The sequence below is a fragment of the Oceanobacillus sp. GQ8 genome, from assembly GCF_059758495.1.
Genome location: NZ_JCAXEV010000001.1, coordinates 149,989 through 169,902, shown reverse-complemented (window position 1 = coordinate 169,902; position 19,914 = coordinate 149,989). Strand labels below are relative to the sequence as shown.

Annotated in this window: 28 protein-coding genes; all 28 read right to left on the bottom strand. The window is 36.4% G+C overall.

Annotated features, from left to right (window positions below):
- Positions 1–651 carry a major tail protein gene (locus AC6CHS_RS00915; RefSeq protein ID WP_498233611.1) on the bottom strand — a complete coding sequence of 217 codons (651 nt, stop codon included), beginning with the start codon at positions 649–651 and terminating at the stop codon, positions 1–3.
- 38 nt (positions 652–689) lie between these two features.
- Positions 690–1,073 (bottom strand): hypothetical protein, encoded by a 384-nt coding sequence (locus tag AC6CHS_RS00910; protein ID WP_498233610.1) that lies wholly within the window; start codon positions 1,071–1,073, stop codon positions 690–692.
- The gene (locus tag AC6CHS_RS00905) at positions 1,074–1,466 is read right to left on the bottom strand and encodes a hypothetical protein (protein WP_498233609.1); all 393 of its coding nucleotides are present in this window, start codon (positions 1,464–1,466) and stop codon (positions 1,074–1,076) included. It lies immediately after the preceding gene.
- A complete protein-coding gene (locus AC6CHS_RS00900; protein ID WP_498233608.1) occupies positions 1,466–1,831 on the bottom strand; it encodes a phage head completion protein in 366 nt (121 codons plus the stop codon). The genes AC6CHS_RS00905 and AC6CHS_RS00900 overlap by 1 nt, the downstream gene beginning before the upstream one ends.
- Before the next feature lie 13 nt (positions 1,832–1,844).
- Complete coding sequence (locus AC6CHS_RS00895) at positions 1,845–2,084, bottom strand: phage gp6-like head-tail connector protein (protein ID WP_498234533.1); 240 nt, start codon at positions 2,082–2,084, stop codon at positions 1,845–1,847.
- Between the two features lie 58 nt (positions 2,085–2,142).
- Positions 2,143–3,300 carry a phage major capsid protein gene (locus tag AC6CHS_RS00890; RefSeq protein ID WP_498233607.1) on the bottom strand — a complete coding sequence of 386 codons (1,158 nt, stop codon included), beginning with the start codon at positions 3,298–3,300 and terminating at the stop codon, positions 2,143–2,145.
- A gap of 12 nt (positions 3,301–3,312) precedes the next feature.
- Positions 3,313–4,095 carry a head maturation protease, ClpP-related gene (locus AC6CHS_RS00885; RefSeq protein ID WP_498233606.1) on the bottom strand — a complete coding sequence of 261 codons (783 nt, stop codon included), beginning with the start codon at positions 4,093–4,095 and terminating at the stop codon, positions 3,313–3,315.
- Entirely contained in the window at positions 4,095–5,225 is a 1,131-nt protein-coding gene (locus AC6CHS_RS00880) for a phage portal protein (protein ID WP_498233605.1), read from the bottom strand. The genes AC6CHS_RS00885 and AC6CHS_RS00880 overlap by 1 nt, the downstream gene beginning before the upstream one ends.
- A 4-nt stretch (positions 5,226–5,229) precedes the next feature.
- Positions 5,230–6,000: a DNA-methyltransferase gene (locus AC6CHS_RS00875; protein WP_498233604.1), complete on the bottom strand. Its 771-nt coding sequence runs from the start codon at positions 5,998–6,000 to the stop codon at positions 5,230–5,232.
- Between the two features lie 92 nt (positions 6,001–6,092).
- Positions 6,093–7,736 carry a terminase TerL endonuclease subunit gene (locus tag AC6CHS_RS00870; RefSeq protein ID WP_498234531.1) on the bottom strand — a complete coding sequence of 548 codons (1,644 nt, stop codon included), beginning with the start codon at positions 7,734–7,736 and terminating at the stop codon, positions 6,093–6,095.
- A complete protein-coding gene (locus tag AC6CHS_RS00865) occupies positions 7,733–8,071 on the bottom strand; it encodes a P27 family phage terminase small subunit (RefSeq protein ID WP_498233603.1) in 339 nt (112 codons plus the stop codon). The genes AC6CHS_RS00870 and AC6CHS_RS00865 overlap by 4 nt, the downstream gene beginning before the upstream one ends.
- Before the next feature lie 238 nt (positions 8,072–8,309).
- Positions 8,310–8,651: an HNH endonuclease gene (locus tag AC6CHS_RS00860; RefSeq protein WP_498234529.1), complete on the bottom strand. Its 342-nt coding sequence runs from the start codon at positions 8,649–8,651 to the stop codon at positions 8,310–8,312.
- 43 nt (positions 8,652–8,694) lie between these two features.
- Positions 8,695–9,210, bottom strand: a complete 516-nt coding sequence (locus AC6CHS_RS00855; RefSeq protein ID WP_498233602.1) for a hypothetical protein — start codon at positions 9,208–9,210, stop codon at positions 8,695–8,697.
- A 98-nt stretch (positions 9,211–9,308) separates the two neighbouring features.
- Positions 9,309–9,539 (bottom strand): hypothetical protein, encoded by a 231-nt coding sequence (locus tag AC6CHS_RS00850; protein WP_498233601.1) that lies wholly within the window; start codon positions 9,537–9,539, stop codon positions 9,309–9,311.
- Positions 9,540–9,601: 62 nt separating this feature from the next.
- Positions 9,602–9,976, bottom strand: a complete 375-nt coding sequence (locus AC6CHS_RS00845) for a hypothetical protein (RefSeq protein WP_498233600.1) — start codon at positions 9,974–9,976, stop codon at positions 9,602–9,604.
- A gap of 61 nt (positions 9,977–10,037) precedes the next feature.
- Complete coding sequence (locus AC6CHS_RS00840; protein ID WP_498233599.1) at positions 10,038–10,607, bottom strand: hypothetical protein; 570 nt, start codon at positions 10,605–10,607, stop codon at positions 10,038–10,040.
- Between the two features lie 57 nt (positions 10,608–10,664).
- Positions 10,665–11,006 carry a hypothetical protein gene (locus tag AC6CHS_RS00835; protein WP_498233598.1) on the bottom strand — a complete coding sequence of 114 codons (342 nt, stop codon included), beginning with the start codon at positions 11,004–11,006 and terminating at the stop codon, positions 10,665–10,667.
- A 685-nt stretch (positions 11,007–11,691) separates the two neighbouring features.
- Positions 11,692–12,192: a hypothetical protein gene (locus tag AC6CHS_RS00830; RefSeq protein ID WP_498233597.1), complete on the bottom strand. Its 501-nt coding sequence runs from the start codon at positions 12,190–12,192 to the stop codon at positions 11,692–11,694.
- Between the two features lie 205 nt (positions 12,193–12,397).
- A complete protein-coding gene (locus tag AC6CHS_RS00825) occupies positions 12,398–13,333 on the bottom strand; it encodes a hypothetical protein (protein WP_498233596.1) in 936 nt (311 codons plus the stop codon).
- Between the two features lie 323 nt (positions 13,334–13,656).
- A complete protein-coding gene (locus AC6CHS_RS00820; protein WP_498233595.1) occupies positions 13,657–14,112 on the bottom strand; it encodes an ArpU family phage packaging/lysis transcriptional regulator in 456 nt (151 codons plus the stop codon).
- Between the two features lie 55 nt (positions 14,113–14,167).
- Positions 14,168–14,668, bottom strand: a complete 501-nt coding sequence (locus tag AC6CHS_RS00815) for a hypothetical protein (RefSeq protein WP_498233594.1) — start codon at positions 14,666–14,668, stop codon at positions 14,168–14,170.
- 123 nt (positions 14,669–14,791) lie between these two features.
- Positions 14,792–15,328, bottom strand: coding sequence for a RuvC family protein (locus tag AC6CHS_RS00810; RefSeq protein ID WP_498233593.1), 537 nt, complete (start codon positions 15,326–15,328; stop codon positions 14,792–14,794).
- Positions 15,329–15,579: 251 nt separating this feature from the next.
- Positions 15,580–16,869, bottom strand: a complete 1,290-nt coding sequence (locus tag AC6CHS_RS00805; protein ID WP_498233592.1) for a replicative DNA helicase — start codon at positions 16,867–16,869, stop codon at positions 15,580–15,582.
- Positions 16,847–17,620 (bottom strand): replication protein, encoded by a 774-nt coding sequence (locus tag AC6CHS_RS00800; RefSeq protein ID WP_498233591.1) that lies wholly within the window; start codon positions 17,618–17,620, stop codon positions 16,847–16,849. The genes AC6CHS_RS00805 and AC6CHS_RS00800 overlap by 23 nt, the downstream gene beginning before the upstream one ends.
- Before the next feature lie 14 nt (positions 17,621–17,634).
- A complete protein-coding gene (locus tag AC6CHS_RS00795) occupies positions 17,635–17,970 on the bottom strand; it encodes a hypothetical protein (protein WP_498233590.1) in 336 nt (111 codons plus the stop codon).
- A complete protein-coding gene (locus AC6CHS_RS00790; RefSeq protein WP_498233589.1) occupies positions 17,967–18,719 on the bottom strand; it encodes an MBL fold metallo-hydrolase in 753 nt (250 codons plus the stop codon). Before AC6CHS_RS00790 ends, AC6CHS_RS00795 begins: the two co-directional genes overlap by 4 nt.
- A 138-nt stretch (positions 18,720–18,857) precedes the next feature.
- Entirely contained in the window at positions 18,858–19,766 is a 909-nt protein-coding gene (locus AC6CHS_RS00785) for a RecT family recombinase (RefSeq protein ID WP_498233588.1), read from the bottom strand.
- A complete protein-coding gene (locus tag AC6CHS_RS00780) occupies positions 19,756–19,851 on the bottom strand; it encodes a hypothetical protein (RefSeq protein WP_498234527.1) in 96 nt (31 codons plus the stop codon). The genes AC6CHS_RS00785 and AC6CHS_RS00780 overlap by 11 nt, the downstream gene beginning before the upstream one ends.
- Between the last annotated feature and the right edge of the window lie 63 nt (positions 19,852–19,914).

The window sequence follows — 19,914 nt, the reverse complement described above, 5'->3', positions numbered from 1 at the left end:
TTAAGCTCCCTCCGGTTCTGTTGGTGTTCCTGCATCAGGGTGTGGTACACCAAATACTTTTGTAAATAATGCGTCGCGGTTTGTTGTTTGACCTTTCGGATCATAGGCAAATAGAACAGACTTTTCTTCATCAAACCCAGCTACTTCACGGTCCATGAATTGTGCAGTGATTTCTTCTGTTGAAAACTCTGTGCTTCCACCTTTCGTATTACCAGTAACAGATGGGCGGGTAAACATGCCTTTTGGCAAACCTACATATTCACGCGATCCGTTTTCAAATGTTTTGGCAAAAATAACACCTACATATGGAGGACTATCATTACTTCCGGTTGCTGTAATCCCATCAACTGTTTCCCAACCTAACAAAATTTCTTTGTCCTCTAGTGGGATTTTGTGAAATCCAGAAGTGACAGATACATCCCCACCGGACACTGCGATTTCAGCTGTTACATTATCGCCATAAGCCCTAACTGGTTCTTGTGGCATTTCGACCGTAATATTTTGTAAGAACTTCACACGCTCAATTGATTCGGCAACTGTCCCATCGCCGACAACCCCGTAGTAAAATTCATCTACTCCTGTTGATGCACGGTAATTTTTTTCTTCTGCAAAATGCTGCAAGTTCATTTTTAACAGATTTTCTTTGTTCATCATTCTTCCTCCTTATTTGTGAAATAGAAAATGACAGCCTATAAGCTGTCAAAGTCTTCTCGATATAAAGTTCCTCTATAACGTCGAGCATCACGATAAACGCCTTGATCATATTCTTTTGGTCCAGATCTTTGAGCAAATCCGAATTTGTTCCACATGATATCTCGTATTTTATCTGCTATTTGATCAGTCAACTTCCTGTTTCTGGACCATACTTCAATCTGTAACAGGCTATCTATCCTTAACCATTCATTGTCTGCATAAGTGGTGGTCGTTGGTGTATCAATTGGTTCTATAACAATATGTGGTTTTTCTAAATCGCCAGTCGCCGGATACTCGTAGTATTTAATCCTATCTAGTGCCTGTTCTCGGATGTAATCGTCAGCGACCAGCGCGTTATATACCTCTTCTAATACATCCATCTACAACCCACCTTTTAATGCCTTTCTTACTGCATCCCGATATGCCTTCTCACTGCTTTTCATTGCTCTGGCTATTGCGCCCTTACCCCTTGGATTCGGATTTTTAATAGTACCCCACTCATTCAAATGAATAATACGATACCTGCCTCTTGGTCCTTTCCAATGTACTTTTATTGTACGGGTCCCATTTACCCAAACAGGTCCGGTAATTGTAATTTCCTCTATACTTCCGCCTTTGTCTCTAAAACTTTCAAACTCACGTTTCATTACTTTGACAAACTCATTGGCAGCATCTATCAAAGCTTTGTCACTAATCCGCTGCATGCCCTGCTGACCAAGTTTGTTTTCTAGTTGAGATAACAGTTTCGGAAGTCCGCTTATTTTCACACCCACTATACCAGCCTCCCAATAACCTTAATAAACTTGTTGTTTTGCGGATCCGGTTGAACGTGCTTTACATTGTAACGATCATCTTTATACTGTGGATGATCGATGGAGATATAATGCTTGTCTGTTGGAATGTAGTCTTGCTGTGGATCACGAATTGTTATAGTGATGTCGGACAGGGTGCCGTTCGATTTTGCTAACTCTACATCTTTCATCCAGACTTCATCAATCTTCGCCCATGTATTAAACAAAGGTTTTTCTTCTTTTTCTCCCGGTTCCGGTCCTGTTTTAGGAACGTATTTATAGAAAGTGACAGGTGTACGCAATTCACCACTATGCACTCTTGGTGGCTTATATTTAAACTCCCTCAACTTCATCACCTTCCTATGCAAAAACCATATCCATTCCCAGTGAGTTTATATCACTTAGAAAGTTATCCTCGAAATACTCAATCGCATCGTTATAGGCATATCTAGAACGCTCCATAACAAGTTCCTTTGCTCTGATATCAAGATTCGCTTCTCCTGAAAGATCGAATTCTCCACACTTATCTTCCACATATGCAACAGAAGAGGATAACAACCTATTCAAATTGTCATCCTCTCCGCTATGTGTTATATGCATACGGTCCTTAAATGCTTGTAAAAATTCTGGTGTGATGTCCAATCACATCACCTCCCCACTATGCCCCAGCTGGTTCTTCTGTCCCTAGATCAAGGTTTAGATCATAGACCTGTGAAGCATATTTATCTTTAGGTTTACCTGTTGCAAATTGTTTAGCAATATACAGCGTTGCATCTTCTAAAGCCATAGTTTCTTTATATTCTTTGATAGGTTCACTTCCACCTAAGGCAGCAGTGTATTCACCCTTAACAAAGAAAAGAAGCTTGTTTTTTGGTACAAACACTGACTCAGTTTGAATTGGATTAAATGGCAAGTTCGTTACATAAGCCCCGTTTGCATTTTGTGTAGTTGCGTTCGCTTTGATGTCGAACGTGTCAAATGGATTCGAAACCATGACTACTTTTCCTTCGATTTTCTTAGGTTCTTCGGCATCTGTTTTACCGTCTCCTTCTAACTTTTTAGCTAGAAGCTTCATAACATCTTTCATTTCGTTGATTGTAGTTCTGCCTGGTTCAAATGTTAACGTACCAGCTGACGTTTTATCAGGATATACACCGTCAACCACACTTCCTGCAGGATTTTTTAGTAATCCAATAGGTTGGTCTTTACCTGTTCCAGCGACAAACCCACGTTCAAGTCCTACAGCCATTGCCTCTTTAATGATTGTACGAACATAGCGTTCTACCCAGGCTGGTCCAAGTTTCAACATGTCGTTAGCTAGTGGGATAAACGCTGTTAATTTAAGTTGAGTAATGGATTCTTTACGGAATGCAGCATTTAACTGCCCTTTGATACCATCAAATAATGGTCCCCATACAGCTGCTCCTGATGGATCTGAGAAGATAAACTCCGTAACTGCTCCAAGGTTTTCTAAACCAAGGTGATTTAGAAGTGGGTGTTCTTTCTTCAACTCTTCAAAAACTCGTTCTTGAGTTGTTTTTGGAAGGGTTTCAGTTTTCTTAAATCCGCCTTCCTCTACAACAGCATTGAAAAATTTGTGTTCTTCAGAAGTCAAGACGTTTTGGCCTCTTGCTTGCATCACTGCATTGTCTGCCATTTGGGTATTTACTTGGTTCATAATGTCACCTTGTACATCTTTTGCTAAGGCTTCAAGCATACTGTTTAAAGCTTCTGCTTGTTGTTCCTCTGTTCCATTTTGTGTTGCTGCAGCAAAAGCCTGTTTCTTTTCTTCAAAATTATTAAATGTAATTGGCATGTTCATTCTCCTTTATTTTAAATTTAAAAAAAGCTTACTCATGTTCTGCTTTGGTTCAGCAGGAGTAGGCTCTGGTTCCTGTATATTATTTTGTAATTCATTCTTCAATTCGCTTTTAAACTCTGCAAACATTTGCTTGATGGTTTCTTCATCTAAATCATTATTAGATGTGCCACTGGGCTTATTAAACCCACCTTGATTCCTAACTTTATCAATTACTTGTTGTGGTAATACAACGGAATCTACAGCTGCTACTGCTTGATAATTTTCATCAAACATTACTTGATCAATCAAATTATGTTCCATTGCTTGTTGAGCTGTCATCCAAGTAGTATCATCCATCATTGTTCGTAAATCTTCATCTGATTTACCGCTTTTTATCTTATAAGCGTTAATGATAGATTGGTTGACATTTTTCAGGAAACCAGCATTTTTTTCCATGTCCCTATAATCCCCAAAAGTTCCATTAGCTGCATTATGAATCATCATCTGAGCAGTAGGCGACATCATGACTTTCTTACCCGCCATTGCAATGACACTAGCTGCGCTTGCTGCAATCCCAACTATCTTGACTGTTGAGTCACCTGGATAGTCTTTGATTATTGAATATATCTCGGAACCATCAAAAACTGATCCACCAGGGCTATTGATTAGAATTTCTAAATCATCCCCATTTGCATTTTCGAGTGCTTTTTCCACCATTTTCGGAGATGTATGTTCTACATCAAAAAACTCGTAAATCCAAGCTATATCATCAGATACAACGGTACCTTTAACTTTTAATTTATACGGCATTATTTCTCACCTCCTTCAATCTGTTCTGAATAGTTCTTAGTCATCACATACTTATCGTGTATCGGATCATCAGATTCTTCCAATCCAGCTGCATCTCGTAACTCATGACCATTTGCGACGCTAGATGAACGGAGTTTGTCGATAGCAGTAGCTATATCAAAAATGTTTTGATAGGATGCCCTACGTATGCTGAATTGCTCCCCATTCAAAAAGTTTTTTTTCTCAATGAATTTTCCATTTAACTCGTCCTTAATCTTTTTAAGCAACGGATCAATACAAAATATCATTGCATTACGCGTTTGCTTTTCAACATCAGCCATTTCACCATGTATTAAGGATGGAGGAAAACCTAATGCTTTAGCTACTTGATCAAGGAATCCATTTGTGGCTTTATTAATATCCTCGATAGATTGACCGCTGCCTGATTGGTTTCTGGAATGTTCTTCATACTTAAAGCCCTTTTGTTGAGGCACAATCGCGAATGCTTTGCTTCTTATCGACGCATACATATCATTAATAAACTTTTGCATTTTTTCTCGTTTCTTAGGATCTTTACTCTGGACGTCATCCGTATCTACAGTAGAACGTATTTGATTCTTGTATTTTTGAAACTCTAGCAATCTGCCGATCAATTCACCATAATCGTCGTATAATGTATCGATTAATTTAGAAAGCTTTTCATTGTCGTACTCTAAAAAAACAACCTCACTCATAGGAAACGTTCGTTTATAAGTGAAGTTCTTAATCGTAACGCCTTGAAAAACGTCTTCAACAAGGCCATATTCAGTTCGTGTATAGTCATCAGCTATTAATAAATCATCCGAATCAGATTTAACAATTAAACATTCGTTATCATGAATCAACTTATAAATAACTGTTTGCCAAAAATGAGCTGCAGTCATATTTTTGTTAGGTCGAACATTCAAACGATAATACAGTTCATCTTTTGTTATTTTGTTGTCTTTTCTGACCCTAAACTCTGACTGGCTAATTATTCTAGCAATAAAATTCACACATGTTTGTATGGCCAATTGTTTTTGACATACTCGTTCTGATGTTGACTCCAATAAGTCAATGTCATACATCTGTTCTAATTCACTATTTCGATTAAACAAATTTAAAAATCCCAATTCCTCACCTCCTTTTAATAGTTACATGTGGGAGTCCCAACTCCTCTCTATTACCATTGGTTCTCTCTAGCCCTTTGAGACAATATTCCTCTTCTAGCTCAAAGCCGATCCAATTTCTTTTTGCATTGTCAGCAGCTACTGCAGTAGTAAAACCACCCATGCAATTATCCAAGACCGTTTCGCCTTCATGAGTGTAAGTACGTATAATATACTCAAATAGCTCCTCTGGCTTCTGAGTAGGGTGAAATGTCCCTTTATCACGCGGGAAAGATACAACCGATTTGGGATAATTGGTATAACGTACAACATGATAGTTACTTAGAGTTTTATTTCTATCACCTAATGCTTGCATACTGGGATTTCTTTTAACCTGTTTTGGTTTAATTTTCATTAAGCCCTGTGGGTTGTAAGTCGGGAGCTTTTTATAAAACACACAAATGTTTTCATGGTTTTTTAATGGCATCCGGTTTGCGTTTGGAAATCCTGTAACATGGTTTTCTTTCTTCCAAATCCACTCGTAACGGAACCACTTAAAATTCGATTCTATTAGCTTAGTAGTAAATGGCTGGCTAGCTGTAAGCACAATGGCTCCATTATCTTTTATGATTCGCTTATATTGTTCCCACAATAGATCAAATGGGATAATGCTATCCCAAGAGCACCTGGTAGTTCCGTAAGGCAAATCGCATAAAATCAAATCAACTGAACCGTCAGGAATATGTTTCATCCCCTCTAAGCAATCCATATTATAAATAGTGTTTCGTTCAATGTTCATATCTTTTCCCCTCATCTTATGATATAGTATTGAAGGGGAACAGTTGTTCTCTTTTTGGTATTTGGGATCCGCATTGCGGGTCTTTTTTTTCTTTAGAAACTTATTGAATCGAGATAAAATTCTTCTTCCTCTTCCAAGTAATTATCTGCTTGCCATAGTGCATAAACGAAGGCTGTAAAACCATCTGTTTTCCTTCTCACTTCATCTTTCTTCAAGAAATCTTTATTTCCATCATTTTTTATCTTTACTGCAATGTTATTGGTGTTCCAACGCATTAAAGCATTGTCCCCAAAGATTATTCTGTTTTGAGCAAAGAGCATTTCAATTCTTGGAGCAAGCTTTGCATAAATGGCGTGAGGGTTTCGAACGTATAAAACATGAAAACCTTCCGCTTCTAATGCGTGTTTCACTATATCTAATCGGAATGTATCTCCTATTATGGTATTAAGTCCGTATTTCTCACGCATTTCGCAAAAATACTGGACCATATATTCTATATTAATCACATCTCCATCTAGTAACGTGATTAACCCCTGTTCTTCCCACTCGTATATAGGTGGTTTCAAATTCGCTTCTTTTATAAAATCACGTCTAGCAAACTGGTGACTATCCCAAATATAATTGTCACCTTCTTTGAACAAAACACCACATGCAGTAAAGTCTTTAATGAATGAGAAGTCAATTGCCCCTATGCATGTTTGGTTTTGCAACTTTTCATATGGTATAGGCTTGTTCGTAGCCAAGATATCATTCCAAGATGCAATTCTAGTTGTGGTGTCTTCTTGTGGTAAGTTCATTCTTTTGGCCATAAACTCTGAACGACCAGAAGGATCATCTTCCAGATCTAGATACTCATCCATTACGGTGTCGAACAGTTCTTCTGCATACGGACTCAAAGGCTTACTAAACATTGGATTTGCCTTTTCCCATAAATCCGTATTTTCTACGTCTTCTTTTTTATCCATCTTGCAGATGAAAACGAAGCGATTTTGTCGCTTACTTCCACCTTTCAATACTTCCATACATTGCTCAATAAATTTATCAAAAAAACCACCACGGACGTGACCGTTGGTGGATATGAATATACGCCTTCTATGCTTTACTTTTCCTAAACCAGAGCTCAGGGTGTTAATCAGTTTCATGCCTTCGTAAATATGCCACTCATCAAAGATTAAGCAACCGGGACGGCCACCATCTTTTGTATCAGCGTTAGATGTCCTGAAGCGAAACTCAGCCAAAGACTTTTTCCCAGTGATTTTTGTCTTGGTCCAGGTGAAAAACTTTTTCATGAAATTCTTATGCTTTTCTTTCATGTTGTAAACTTCTTTGATGGACGTTTCCGCTTGCTCTTCACTATTGGCTACAACATCCACGTTATAACCGTCAATGCCGTGAGCAGGGCTAATGAAATAATCTCCCAATCCCGAAATAAGACCGTTCTTCCCATTACCGCGTGGTATCACGATAACGATATCTTTGTAGAACAGCTTATCGCGCTTCTTATACTTAAGAAATATAAATGGAATGATGAACTTCTGGAATGGTTCCAACTTGAAATACCATTTTTCAATATAACTTATACATTGCTCAATTTGTTCTTCATCAAAATATATATCATCTCGAACGAGGACTTCTGTCTCAAGCTGCCTAACCAAATCTATTCTCTCTTGATTGAATAAGATCTTTCCTGTTCGCCACATTTTTATATAGTCATCTACATACTTTTGTTGGATCAGTATAAGTCACTGACTTCTGGTTCGTCATTATCCTTCTTGTCCTCATTTAGATCAGGGGGGTTGATCATTTCAAATTTGATAGATTTTTCAAGAGAAATTAATGTTTTTGTGAGACTATTTAAGTCTTTTATAGCAGGATTTGCTTTCATAAATTCCTGACTGCCGTTTACTGTTTTGGTCAGCACACCATGTTTGTTGATCTCAGTTTGAAGTTTTCTAATTTGCTTTACAAGTGCGACATACCGCTTAACTTTATCGATTTCTACTAAATCGCTCGTATCAATACGTAGCAATAATTGTTTTTCCAATTCGGTAATTTTGACAGTTCGACTCACAAAAACACCCCCCCTCTATTTTTATCCCCCCTAATACGAGTGTGGATTTTCATATATTTTTTGGACAGCAGAGCCCCCTCCCCGGTCCCCAGGGGATAAAAAAACGCGAAACTTTTTAGGCGGGGGGGACTACTTATTACTTTTACTGTCTGGTCCTTGCACTGGATAAATCAATTCCTCTATACATAAACCTCATTGCGTACATAAATGCCATTAAAGAATCTCATGCTTCATTGCTTCACCACCATTCATCATCCCATTTTCGTTTCTTACTCGGCTTTCCTATCTTATCGAAGGTCCTGCCTTCTTTAATGTTGTGATGATTAATACATAATGTCTGCAGGTTATCTAATACAAGTGCCAGTTTAGGATAATCCTCTATCGGATACTTATGGTCCACATTAAGCACAGTCTCTTTACGTTTACCTTCTTGCTTAATGGAATCGACAGTTACATTACCTTCAGCTTTACAATGTTGACATTCATAGTTATCACGTTTTAACGCTTCTAGCCTTAGTTGCTCCCATGCTTTAGAACGATAGAATTTACGCTTTTGTTCTTTGGTTTTGTATTCAGGAATAAGAATCACCCCATAATAAAAAGACACCTCACTATAAGATGCCTTACACGCTATTATTATTTTTCTTTTCAAAAGCTTCTTCAATCAAAATATTGTACTTGTAAAGTTTAATTGTATGTTTCTTTAAAATTAAATTCATTAAGATAACTGCAAAATATACCGATAGAAATGAAACAGCTATAGGAAAAATTATAAGATTTGTTAGACTTATAGAATTAATCATTTGAATCAGATTCTCTGTACTCATAATTTCTTTATCAAACATCTTAAATATAAATTGAGATCCTATAGTTACTAAACCAATAATTGCTGTAGTAATAGCTGCTAAAAAACCCACTAATAAATTATACAAATTATTATTCATACTACTTGTATCTCTATTAAAATCTATTGAAGCTTTAATTCGAGATTTCATCATTTTAATTTCCTCTATGGAATGATGCTCACAGATATCGCTCACAATAATAATATCATCACTAATAGTGTGCTTTTTTATTGAGCCGTATCTTCTTTCTAGGTACTTAATAACAATTTTTGCTTGTTTAAAATCTCTCCTCAAATTTACCACCCTTATTTTATATCGGATGGCATAATTAATTATAAAGCATATTAATTCATCTGAAATACGATAATAAAAAGACATCTCAATGAGATGTCTTAATTACTCCATATGTTTCCTGCTATATACAAGGACAAAAGAGATCCACCAATAATTACTACTATTGCTATAACCCGAGCTATATCTCTTAAAAACCCTTTTGGAATTAAATTAAGAATAATTAAAAATACAATTCCTAAAATTACTGCAGTAATACCCATTATTATAAATGGACCTGCTACTTCCCATATATCATTCCAATTAAATAAATTTGCTTCTAAACCATCCATAAAATCCCTCCTTTGTATTTATCGTCAAATATTGAGGGATTTAAAGAAGAATTTATGACACCTCATTGAGATGCCTCATACTTGGTTATTAATTGCTGAGATCGTTCATCCAGTTGAGCTGATCTTTTATCAATCCTTTTCTGAATCTTTTCAACTTGTTCAAGGAAGGATCTTGCTTTTGATCCATTGAATTCCTTTGTGCCTCTTAAAGAACTCGCTCTTTTGTTTATCCCGCCTATTCGTTCTCTATCTCTGCGGTTATCTTTCATCATTCTCCTGGAGACTCTATCCATAAGCAGTATTATGTGTTTGTTATTACAATGAGGACAGTTCCAGTATCTAGACTGAATACCTGGCTTTATCTCCCTATCATCTATAACGATTTGTTTAGGTACTATTATACCTTCGCATGATTCGCATTGCGTGAGATTAAACATCTAGCAACCTCCTTGAACAATAAAAAGACATCTTATCAAGGTGTCTTTAATTATCTACCTTTTATTTAAATTTGAACTCCGAGACTAACTCTTCAATATTTTTAAATGTAGAAAGTTGATTAACACTCGAGTCTTCCTTCATTTTTAGAAAAATAGTGTTAACCATTTTTTGTTGATCTACTGTTAGATTTACTTTATTCCGTTGCTTTATAAGTAACTTATCAAGTTCTTCAAGGATCTCGATACTGATAGGAGTTGGTATTTTATCTTCATTATACATGAACACTCTTTCTAAAAAATTTATTAGATTATAATTAACATATTCATCTACAGTGTCGGCCACCAGTGGGTTTAACATTCCGGTATGATTTTTAACTAGTGTGTCTATTCTTGAGTTATGTTTATTTAATTTCTTTCTTAGATCTTGGATAATATCTAGGTTATATTCTTCATTTAATTCTTTCTTCACATCAATTTTTATCTTTTCTATTTGTTTTGAAGATAACCTCCACTGTAAAATGCCTATAAAAGCTAATACTATGGCTAGTATTCCGATAAAAATGGAAAAAGACCATTGGTACATAGATATTAACCTGTCTACATGATCCATGTAAATTTCGGTTGAATTCAATCAGAATGCCTCCTTTATATTATTTACCTAATAGCCCCTAATACTAATAATTCTCAATTATTTAGGACGGTGACTATCAAACTCTACTTTTAAATTATTATATGTTTGGTAGAAATCGTTAATATCTTTTTTGGTAATTTTACTTTTTAATAGTTTTTGATTGTAAATAGTATAATATAAAACATAGTCAGAGAAAGGGACCATTTCAATTTTTTCCTTTGTTCTTATCGCTTGTTCATTCATTATTGTTACTTTATGTTCCCACTCTTTATAGGCACATTCTAAAATTCTTCCTTTAATATCCTTTTTGTAATCCAAATTCTTATTAATTATTGAAACTATAATGTTCCCGATTATCGTTAAAGCTGCCAAACTAACACCAACCCATAGACCTTCCATCTTTAACACCTCCTTGGACTCTGTAATACCAATATTCGACAAAAATTTTAAATTTCCTTCCTTAATATTTCCTAGTAAATCTCATTTGCTAGTATTCTTTCTTTAATTCTTTCTTTAATTCTTTCTTTAGCGTTTTAGTATTATATGAAGGAAAAATTTTCACTGTACCCGAGTTAGGGTATAGCACTGTACTCAACGTAGGGTACATCACTGTACTCTAGTTAGGGTATAGTAAAAGGTATCCCTAATTAGGGTACAAACAAACATTCGCTTATGATTTGGTTATGTCTAATTGGTTTTCCGATAATATAAATTTATCACCTTTTTAACAAAGCTTCTTGTACATTAACGGTAAATAAACTGGAATTATTTCGATTTTTTTTCGTAAAAAAACCGCCATGTAAGCTAAGTAGTTCCGATACTGCGGTGAAAATTTAAAAAGCAATCTAAATAGACACACTAAACGTACTATTTTTAGCAACATTAATATAATAAAAATCGCTTGAATTTTATTACCAAGCGTTTTGTTTTACAACTTTCTTTATTCAATTAAAGCACCCGTTACTTTAAGTACAAAATTTCACAATCACTAATCTTCAGTACCTTTAAAAATGGCTCTGTTAATGAATATTGTTGAAATTCCAATTAAGTGTAAGAGATACCTTTATGATATCTTTTTTCTCGTCTATTCTTTATTAAGAGCTTCTCGTTTTAATATTTCATCCCTTACTTTTTCTATTGCTTTGTTAGTATAGTCTTGTTTCAATTTAACAGCTTTATTTCTGTACATGGATGACTCAATTTCCAATTCCTTGCATTTTTCCTGTAAAGAAACTAGATTCTTGTTAAATATAGGATTTTTTAATAACCTTTCTCTCTGTTTCATTCTTGCTTCCCAAGTTTTATATTTACGTTCACCTGATGCAATCCTTGCTTGTTCATATTCTTTATCCATTTCTTTACGAATGTCAACACTCTGATTATACGATGCTGAAGACGTAGATTCATACAAATCTATTTGCACACGTAATTTTTCACTAAGAACAACTTTAGGATTGCAATAATCGCAAACAACATCGTAACGTATTTTTGTCTGTCCCCAGTCATTGTCACCATAAGTACAATACTTAAAACCCCGCCCACATTCACAGGGTCCTTCTTTACTTGTCGTGTATTCCCAACTCATTAATAACCATCTCCTATAAAGGGTTATTCTTAAAATTTTCAATTGAATAGCACTTTCAATTTACATTTCTAATTAGGCATATTATACCATGCGTCCTATGTGTAAAAACCAACAATGTTCTTTAACAAAGCCTTAATAATAAATAAAAATTCTAGCTTAAAAAATAACATTAGTCCGAAGAGGTGCAACTACTTACTTTTAATACTTAAGATTTCATTATTCTTATTCCGTATTCATCTGGATATACACCAAATATATTCCATGTTTGTAAGATACAATCCTTTAATGGTTCTATGTCTTCAACCTTTTTCCAATTAGGATAAGTTTTGTTCAACTGTCTAAGTGCGGATTTTAAAGAAAACCAACAATCACTTATTTGATAATTACTTATGAAACTATCTAATTGTCGTTCGTTAATTAATGCCATATCTTTTGCAATACCATCCAACTCACCAATAGTGGTTGAGAACACCTTTAGTAAATGACTTGTTTTTAATTGAAGTTCCCTGAAAAAATTTAATGTTTCTAGCTCTCCATTTTGATATTTTTCAATATCTTTTTTTACTTCCTCTTGAGTGTAGCTTATTATATCTGTTAAAAAATCTGTGTTTACAATATTATTTTGATCTTTAGTAGTAACAGCCATCTTCGGAACGATATATTCGCTGAATATGTTCATTGCATGTGCATTTAATACACTATCGATGGTATTGGATTCTAAATCTATTTCAGCTTGAAACTCCACCATATTCGCTAAATCATTTTGTTCATGAACATGACACAATTCATGATGAATTGTATTCCAAGATAATATTTGAGCATTTTCTTCTCCAAAAAACAGGTGCAATAGTATTTCTTTACGAAGAAAAATTCTTTCCTTCAGTTCTCCATGTATTTCAACTTCCATTGTTTTTCCAAATGCAGTTCCCATTGCATTATTTGTTGAACCTCTTTCCGACATACCCTGTTCTATTTGAAATTCCAATACAGATTTATCGAAATCGTTAGGAAAATATAAGAAATCTAATTTAGATAAATTTAAAACTCCTGAGAAACTTTCTGTAATCAGCTTTTCTAGCGATTCTTTCATTTGCTCTATAATATTTTCTTCAATCCCATCCAGTCTATCAATAACAATCATCCTTCAAACCTCCTTATAAACAGCATTTTTTCTAATTTCCATATTATATATTAATTGCAACAAAGCGATATATTTAGCTTTAAAGTGGATTTTAATCAAATTCTATTACAACTTTGTTCACAATCCTGCCCCTTTAGTTGAATAACTTATAATTCGAAACATCATATCAATACTTTAACATAAAATTACAATTACTTCCTTGGTTTATTAGAATACTGTATATCTAAGTATATAAAGAAAAATAAGAAGACCAAATCATATTCGATTTGGTCTGTTAATTAGTATGTTGTTTTGTATGTTTTTCCACCGAAGCAGAAACTTAGTTAGTTATTCGTATATTCTTTTGTTACTGCAATATTCAAGTTCAAAGCTAGCTTGTAAAAAGCTTTCCAACGTATCTTGGCATATGTTTTTTCACTTATTGGTGGTTGGAATGTGAAGCAGTATACCTTATAATCCGATAAATATTCAGAGTCCTCACTCAAATATCGCTCCTCGATCAAAAACCTTTCCATCTTAGGTAAACGTCTTACAGCACGTTCCACCTTTTCACAATATCTTCTGCGCCATTCACGTTCATCGACATTATGAGTAGCAGCCATACCTGTCTGATCACTAATAGTATTCGCCTTTCCACCACCTACGTCATCATAACTCGCTGTAATGGATGTCTCTCTTTCCTCGAATGTTAAGTATTTAAAGAGACGATACTTTTCCAACGCTGCCTCCACTTCCTGTTGTGTTGCTTTTCTATCTAATTCTGGTAGCTCAAAACTCATCTAGTAGCATCCCCCTCTAAATAGGAGTGGCCCCAGTTGCCCAGGACCGAATCTATTAATTTAGTAATTCATCATCATCTAATTGAATGTCTGGATGGTCAAAACTCACATCATCATCTTCCCCGTTTGGAATATCGTCGATGCTGACTTGTCCTTCCACTACTTCAACAGTGCCATCATTCCCCACGCTATAGTCAATGCCTTCGTGTTGTTCTGTAGCTTCTTCAAATTCTTCTATGCTGAGTTGAGATGGTTCAAGGAAAAGTGTTACGCTGCTTCCTGCAAATTTGTATAATTGCAGTACTTTACCTTCACTATCACCTTTCACATTGAACTTAAGAACAGTCTTTTTACTATCTCGCTGGATCGACTTAAACTCTGCAGATAATTGGCCGGCTTCACTACCCTCCACTTCCAGTACAGCAATATTACCAGCAAGTGTGAGCAGCTCGTCAGAATGCTCTAGCTCGTCCCCTTGTATATGAAACTCCAATACTTCCTTTTTATCGTCCTTCTGGATCTTCTTAAACAACACTTTTAATTCCATTCTAGACATATAACTCATTCCTCTCATTATTTAGCCACTGTTAAAGCGCCATTTGATTTTTAATGCACAATGCGAGCATTTATATTCATAAACCTTTGAACCTCTCAAAATATCTCTAAATGCTTTCTGTAATTATCCAAGGTGTACTTTGGTTAATACTTCGGCTTGATAATTAAATTGAACCCTCTTTAACACCAGTGATCTAGCTATTTGCGCCATAATATAAGCATCTACCACGTTGTCACTAGAATGAGTAAAGCCAAAGTGCTCTTTTGCTGCATTCATTACTGCGCGTTTCTTTTGTGGTCCGGTTAGTCTTGTTTTACTTCCTGGTTCTCCTGTCCATCCGGTAACACCAACAAATTTTTTCACTGCATTAGGAGCCACTTCGTAATAATTAAATCTCCTTCTGGAGAGAGAATTTCTAATGTTCCATCCAAGTCCGTACTGGAAATCAACACCTTGTCCAGTTGAATTAAAGGAAAATCCTTCAATACAGATGACATCCTTTGGTCCAATATGCTCCATCACTTCATCAATCAAAGTAACCATTCTTTTTGGATCCTGATCACCCACTCCAGTAAGTTCTTTAGCTCGTACAATATTTCCCTGATCATTCAATGCTACAAATCCAGTTTTAGTTGATGGGTCAATTCCTACGAATCTCATTTTTATACTCCTTTTAATCTAATTAATATATAATAGAATCATAATTTCTTTTTCCAGGCCCAGTTCCCAGGGCAGGTTCAGGCAGAAGTCCAAAGTGATACCCCAGCGAAAATAGTAAAGAAAGGAGTGGAGATAATGAAAAAACTTTTCACAAGTCTTAAAGGGTTACAAATTATTATTCAAGCACTAGCTTTAGTAGTAAACTTTATGATTTTCGGCAACTCCATCGCTGGGGCGCCTGGAAAAGGGAATTAACTCTTTTTGTCTAACTCCACGAATTGCTGTTTCCAACCTCTAAACAGAAGCCGAAACTCATTCAATCCTGTGTTACGTCCCTTGGCTATAAACTGCTGCACTACCTTGCCGTTAGGTTCGGTGTCGCGTGGATCCAACCAAAGGAATTCAACTACGTCAGCATCTTGTTCAATGGACCCGGATTCTTTCAAGTCCGCTTGTGATGGCTTACCTTTATTTCGTTCGGATTCTCTGTTCATTTGGGATAACATCATAAACACACAATTCATTTCACGAGCTATTTGTTTGGCTGCTCCCGTCACCTTTCCAATTGCAGTAGACCTGTTTTCCCCATTTTTTTGTGGAATCTTCATAATCTGTAGGTAATCGATTGCTATCATGGCAATGTCTCCAAGCTGCCTTTTAAATCTCCGGGCGGTTGCTCTGACTTCCTCAATAGTTACACCGCTACTGTCTTGAATATAGATTGGTAGTTTTTCTAATCGGTTGTACGCTTCTTCAATTTCTCCATACTGTCTAGGACTCAACTCTTTATTCCGAACCCGGTTATAAGGGATCCCTGTCATATTAGAAACCATTCTATCCTTAAGCTGGGCATCATCCATTTCTTGTGACCAGATTAATACCGGTCCCGAATGAGCCACTCCCATGACCCTTTGTAGAAGCATTGCTGTTTTACCTACAGAAGGGCGACCAGCTGAGACAAATAAGTCTCCTCTATAGACTCCTTTTGCCCAGGTATCGAACTGTGGAAATCCCGTCTTAATATAACTAACTTCCTTGTTGGTAAGATGTTGGAAGTAGGTTTGTCTCGTTTCAGCTATGCTTTTCATCCGTCCCTTCTCTTTTGGACGTATTTCTGTGGCAAGGGCTTCTACTGCAGCAAAGTATTCATCATCACTGTCAAAGTCTTCTGGTGACGTTTCAGCTATTTTGTTTCCAATCTCTGCACCTCGTCTACGTACAGCCTTAGATCTAACAATATTAGCGTGTTGTATTACATTGGCTGTGGTTGGACACGATTCTGCAAGTTTTGAGAAATAAGATACACTGACCTCATTAGCACGATTATTCTTTACGTACGTTTCTGTAACAGTGACTACATCTACTGGCTGTTCTTTCTTTTCTAGCCACCTCATTACACGGTAGATTTGCTGGTGTCTTAAATCTTTAAAGTCCCTGTCTTCAAGAAAAATAATGTCATCCAGTACGTTGGGATCCAGAAACACTGCCCCTAGCACAGATTGTTCAGCTGTTAAATCTTCAATTTGTCCAGTTAAACTCATCCGGATCCTTCCCTTCTGCTATCCATTGTTGTAGCGCAATTTCCATGTCTCGTTGATCTGGCTGCTGATTTGGTTGAGAAGGTTTTTTCTCAGCGTTCATTCTAATAGCAAGGTCCAAAAACTTATCTCGTAATTTCTTAGCTGATAGAATATTAGTCTTCCAGAATGGATCCTGTGTAACCCAATCCATTACTTCCTTAGCTTGCTTTTTGGTTACTCCGTCCAGTTCAACCAGCTTCCTAAATTCATCAGCATAGTTTTGGAGGTTAGCTTTCTTAACTAAGTGCTCTACGCCTGCTTCTTTTGCTACAGCAGTGATAAGTGTATGAAAATAAACGGCCATCTTGTAATAGGTGTTGTCTTCGGTGTATTTCGTTTTCTTTTGTTTAGGTTTTTTATTCGTTTTTATCTCTGGAATAGGTTCCTTGCTACTTTCCTTCTTGTCCCATTCTTTATAATTCTTGTTGAATGACAAGACTCTCGCCCCTTTCTGACCAATCTCTATGGATTTGATAACATTCCTTGCAATTAATACTTTAAGTTCCCGATCAACAGCACTGCGGCTAGAATTAATAACTTCTGCAAGGTAGGTAACCGATAACTCTCTTTCTTTTCTCTGGTAGCCATATGTATTTCTCCATACAGCTAACACGATTCGAAACTGAGTTCCATTGAGATTGGCCTTCATTATTTCATTAATAATTTCATTGGCAATCCTTGTGTGCCCGTTATGCAGTTGTGGATTTGCCATAAATAATCATCCGTTCATGTTTGTTTTTGAATGTAACTCACAATGGTATCTGCAAAAACCTGAATGTCTTTTTGTTCGTTTTCAACGTATGGCTTGTCTAACCATTCATTAAGCATCTGTGCTAATTCTTCGCGAACATCCATAATAGGTTCATAACCATTCGCTAAAGCTTGGAGATACAAACTAGGATTTTCTTTGGCAAAGTTTTTTAGGATTAAGGATTGTCCATGAACTATAGCGAAAGGGATGGACATTAACATAAGATCTCTATCTGCAGGACTCATTAGCGTCCAAAGGTTTTTGTGATAATCTAGAGCATCTGCTACCTTTTTGGGTATTTTCACTTTCATGTAACAACCTCCAATTTATAATGTGTATCTCGTTTAAATCCTTTTTTCATTAAAGCTTTAATAGTAGTCATCTCAGCCAAGGCAATGATGTTGTTGTTGCTGCTTAAATGCGTAAGGTAAATTTGCTCTCCGTTGCCCTGGACTAATTCTGTAAGTGCTGCAGCTGTCTGCTTGTTTGATAGATGCCCCATATCAGATAGCACCCTAGCCTTTACGCTGTTCGGATAATCAGAAGCTTCAACCATCCTTGGTTCGTGGTTGCTTTCTATGATGTAGACATCCGAGCCTTTCATAACATTCAATATGAGCTGTTCGACTTTTCCTGTGTCTAAACAAATTGATACTTTAAAATCAGTTTTATGATTTGTTACTGTATATCCAAGTGGTCGATATGCGTCATGATGTACTTCAAAAGGGACGACTATAAAATGTTCTGGAGCTCCAAAGATTCCACCTATACCTATTTTGTTTATCAGGTGGCTTTCCACACTTTGAATGTCCTTCCACTCTTCCTCACCCGCATATACAGGAATGTTGTACTTATTAGCCAACGGCAACCCTTTTGTATGGTCCTTATGAGCGTGGGTAATAAAGATAACTTCAATCTTGTTTGGTGTGATACCAACTTCCAGAAGCCTTTTCTCTATCTTAGTTTTAGCTATGCCAGCATCTACTAGAATGGTAGATTCTCCACTTGTTAAGGCAATGCAGTTACCAGCGGATCCGGAGGCTAATATATCTACTTTCATTTTGTACCCCTCATTTCATCCTGGCACCGCGGGCAAATCTTAAGCCCGCGATAATATTCCTCTTTACCAAGATTAATTTCTTTGCCGCACAGCTGACAATCTGGTCTGCGCTCATAGACAATTCCTTGTGGCAAGTGCTTAATCGAGTAACTCATCGTCAGCAGCCTGCGCTTGTGCTTCTTGCATTTCTAGGTGTACGTCCAGTAATTCGATTAAGCCAACTAGCTCAGCCTCAGTTGCCGGATCACTCATCTTGACGTTGTTGTCTTCAACGTATTTACCGATCTTGGCATTAGTTGTTATTCCAAGCTGTTTGAATTTCTGTTTCATTTCTTTTCTCAACTTTTGAAGTGGATCTTCATCCTTAGGCATGTCCTCTGGTTGATCAATTGTATCTGGATTAGGAGTAATGTCTTTACGCTCCTTTGGATTGTACTCAGGTACGCTATTACCTTGATCTACTTCTTGGTCATCAAATTCCAATCCAAATTGGCCTTTTAAAGCACGTCTTAGCACATGCTTTTTAAACATATCCCCAAAGTAGTTAGTCCACATTGTTTTTTGCATTCCGATATTTGATTTTTCCAAGTGTGATACCTCTTCACGCTCCATAAACACTGGGAAAGGAATTACGCCTTCTCTATAAGCTATCGCATAAGCAGCAATTACTTTTCCACGCGGGAATGTGATTTTGTGGTCTTCAACAACCATGAAGGAACGCCCTTTATCATCTGTTTTTCTACCTACAACAACCTCGTCATTTTCATGTACAAGTTGTACATCATAGCCTAAATAGCCCTCTGATTCTTTAGCCTTTCTAACATAAAAGTCATATCCATATTGAATATTTAACTGACCTTGTCTCACCGTTGGATAAATCTCATTAAGAACCGGATTTGCGCCAGATGATTTAGCAATGGACATGAACAACTTGAATTGGGATTCGTCACAATTCTTACCGATAGTTTCGCGAATTGTATTTATATCTTGATTTGATAGTTCTCCAAAAGCCATTCCTTGATATACTTGTAAGCTATTATTTGCCATTGTTTGTTGCCTCCAAATTAATATTTTTTGTGTTGCCAGTTTCCCGACGAACAACCTCTAATCGGTTATCGAGATTTTTTGCGATCAGCCAGTTGTTTGGATTGAGATTTTTTGCTGCTAAAATTCCTTGAGTCTGCGCGTGGGCGTT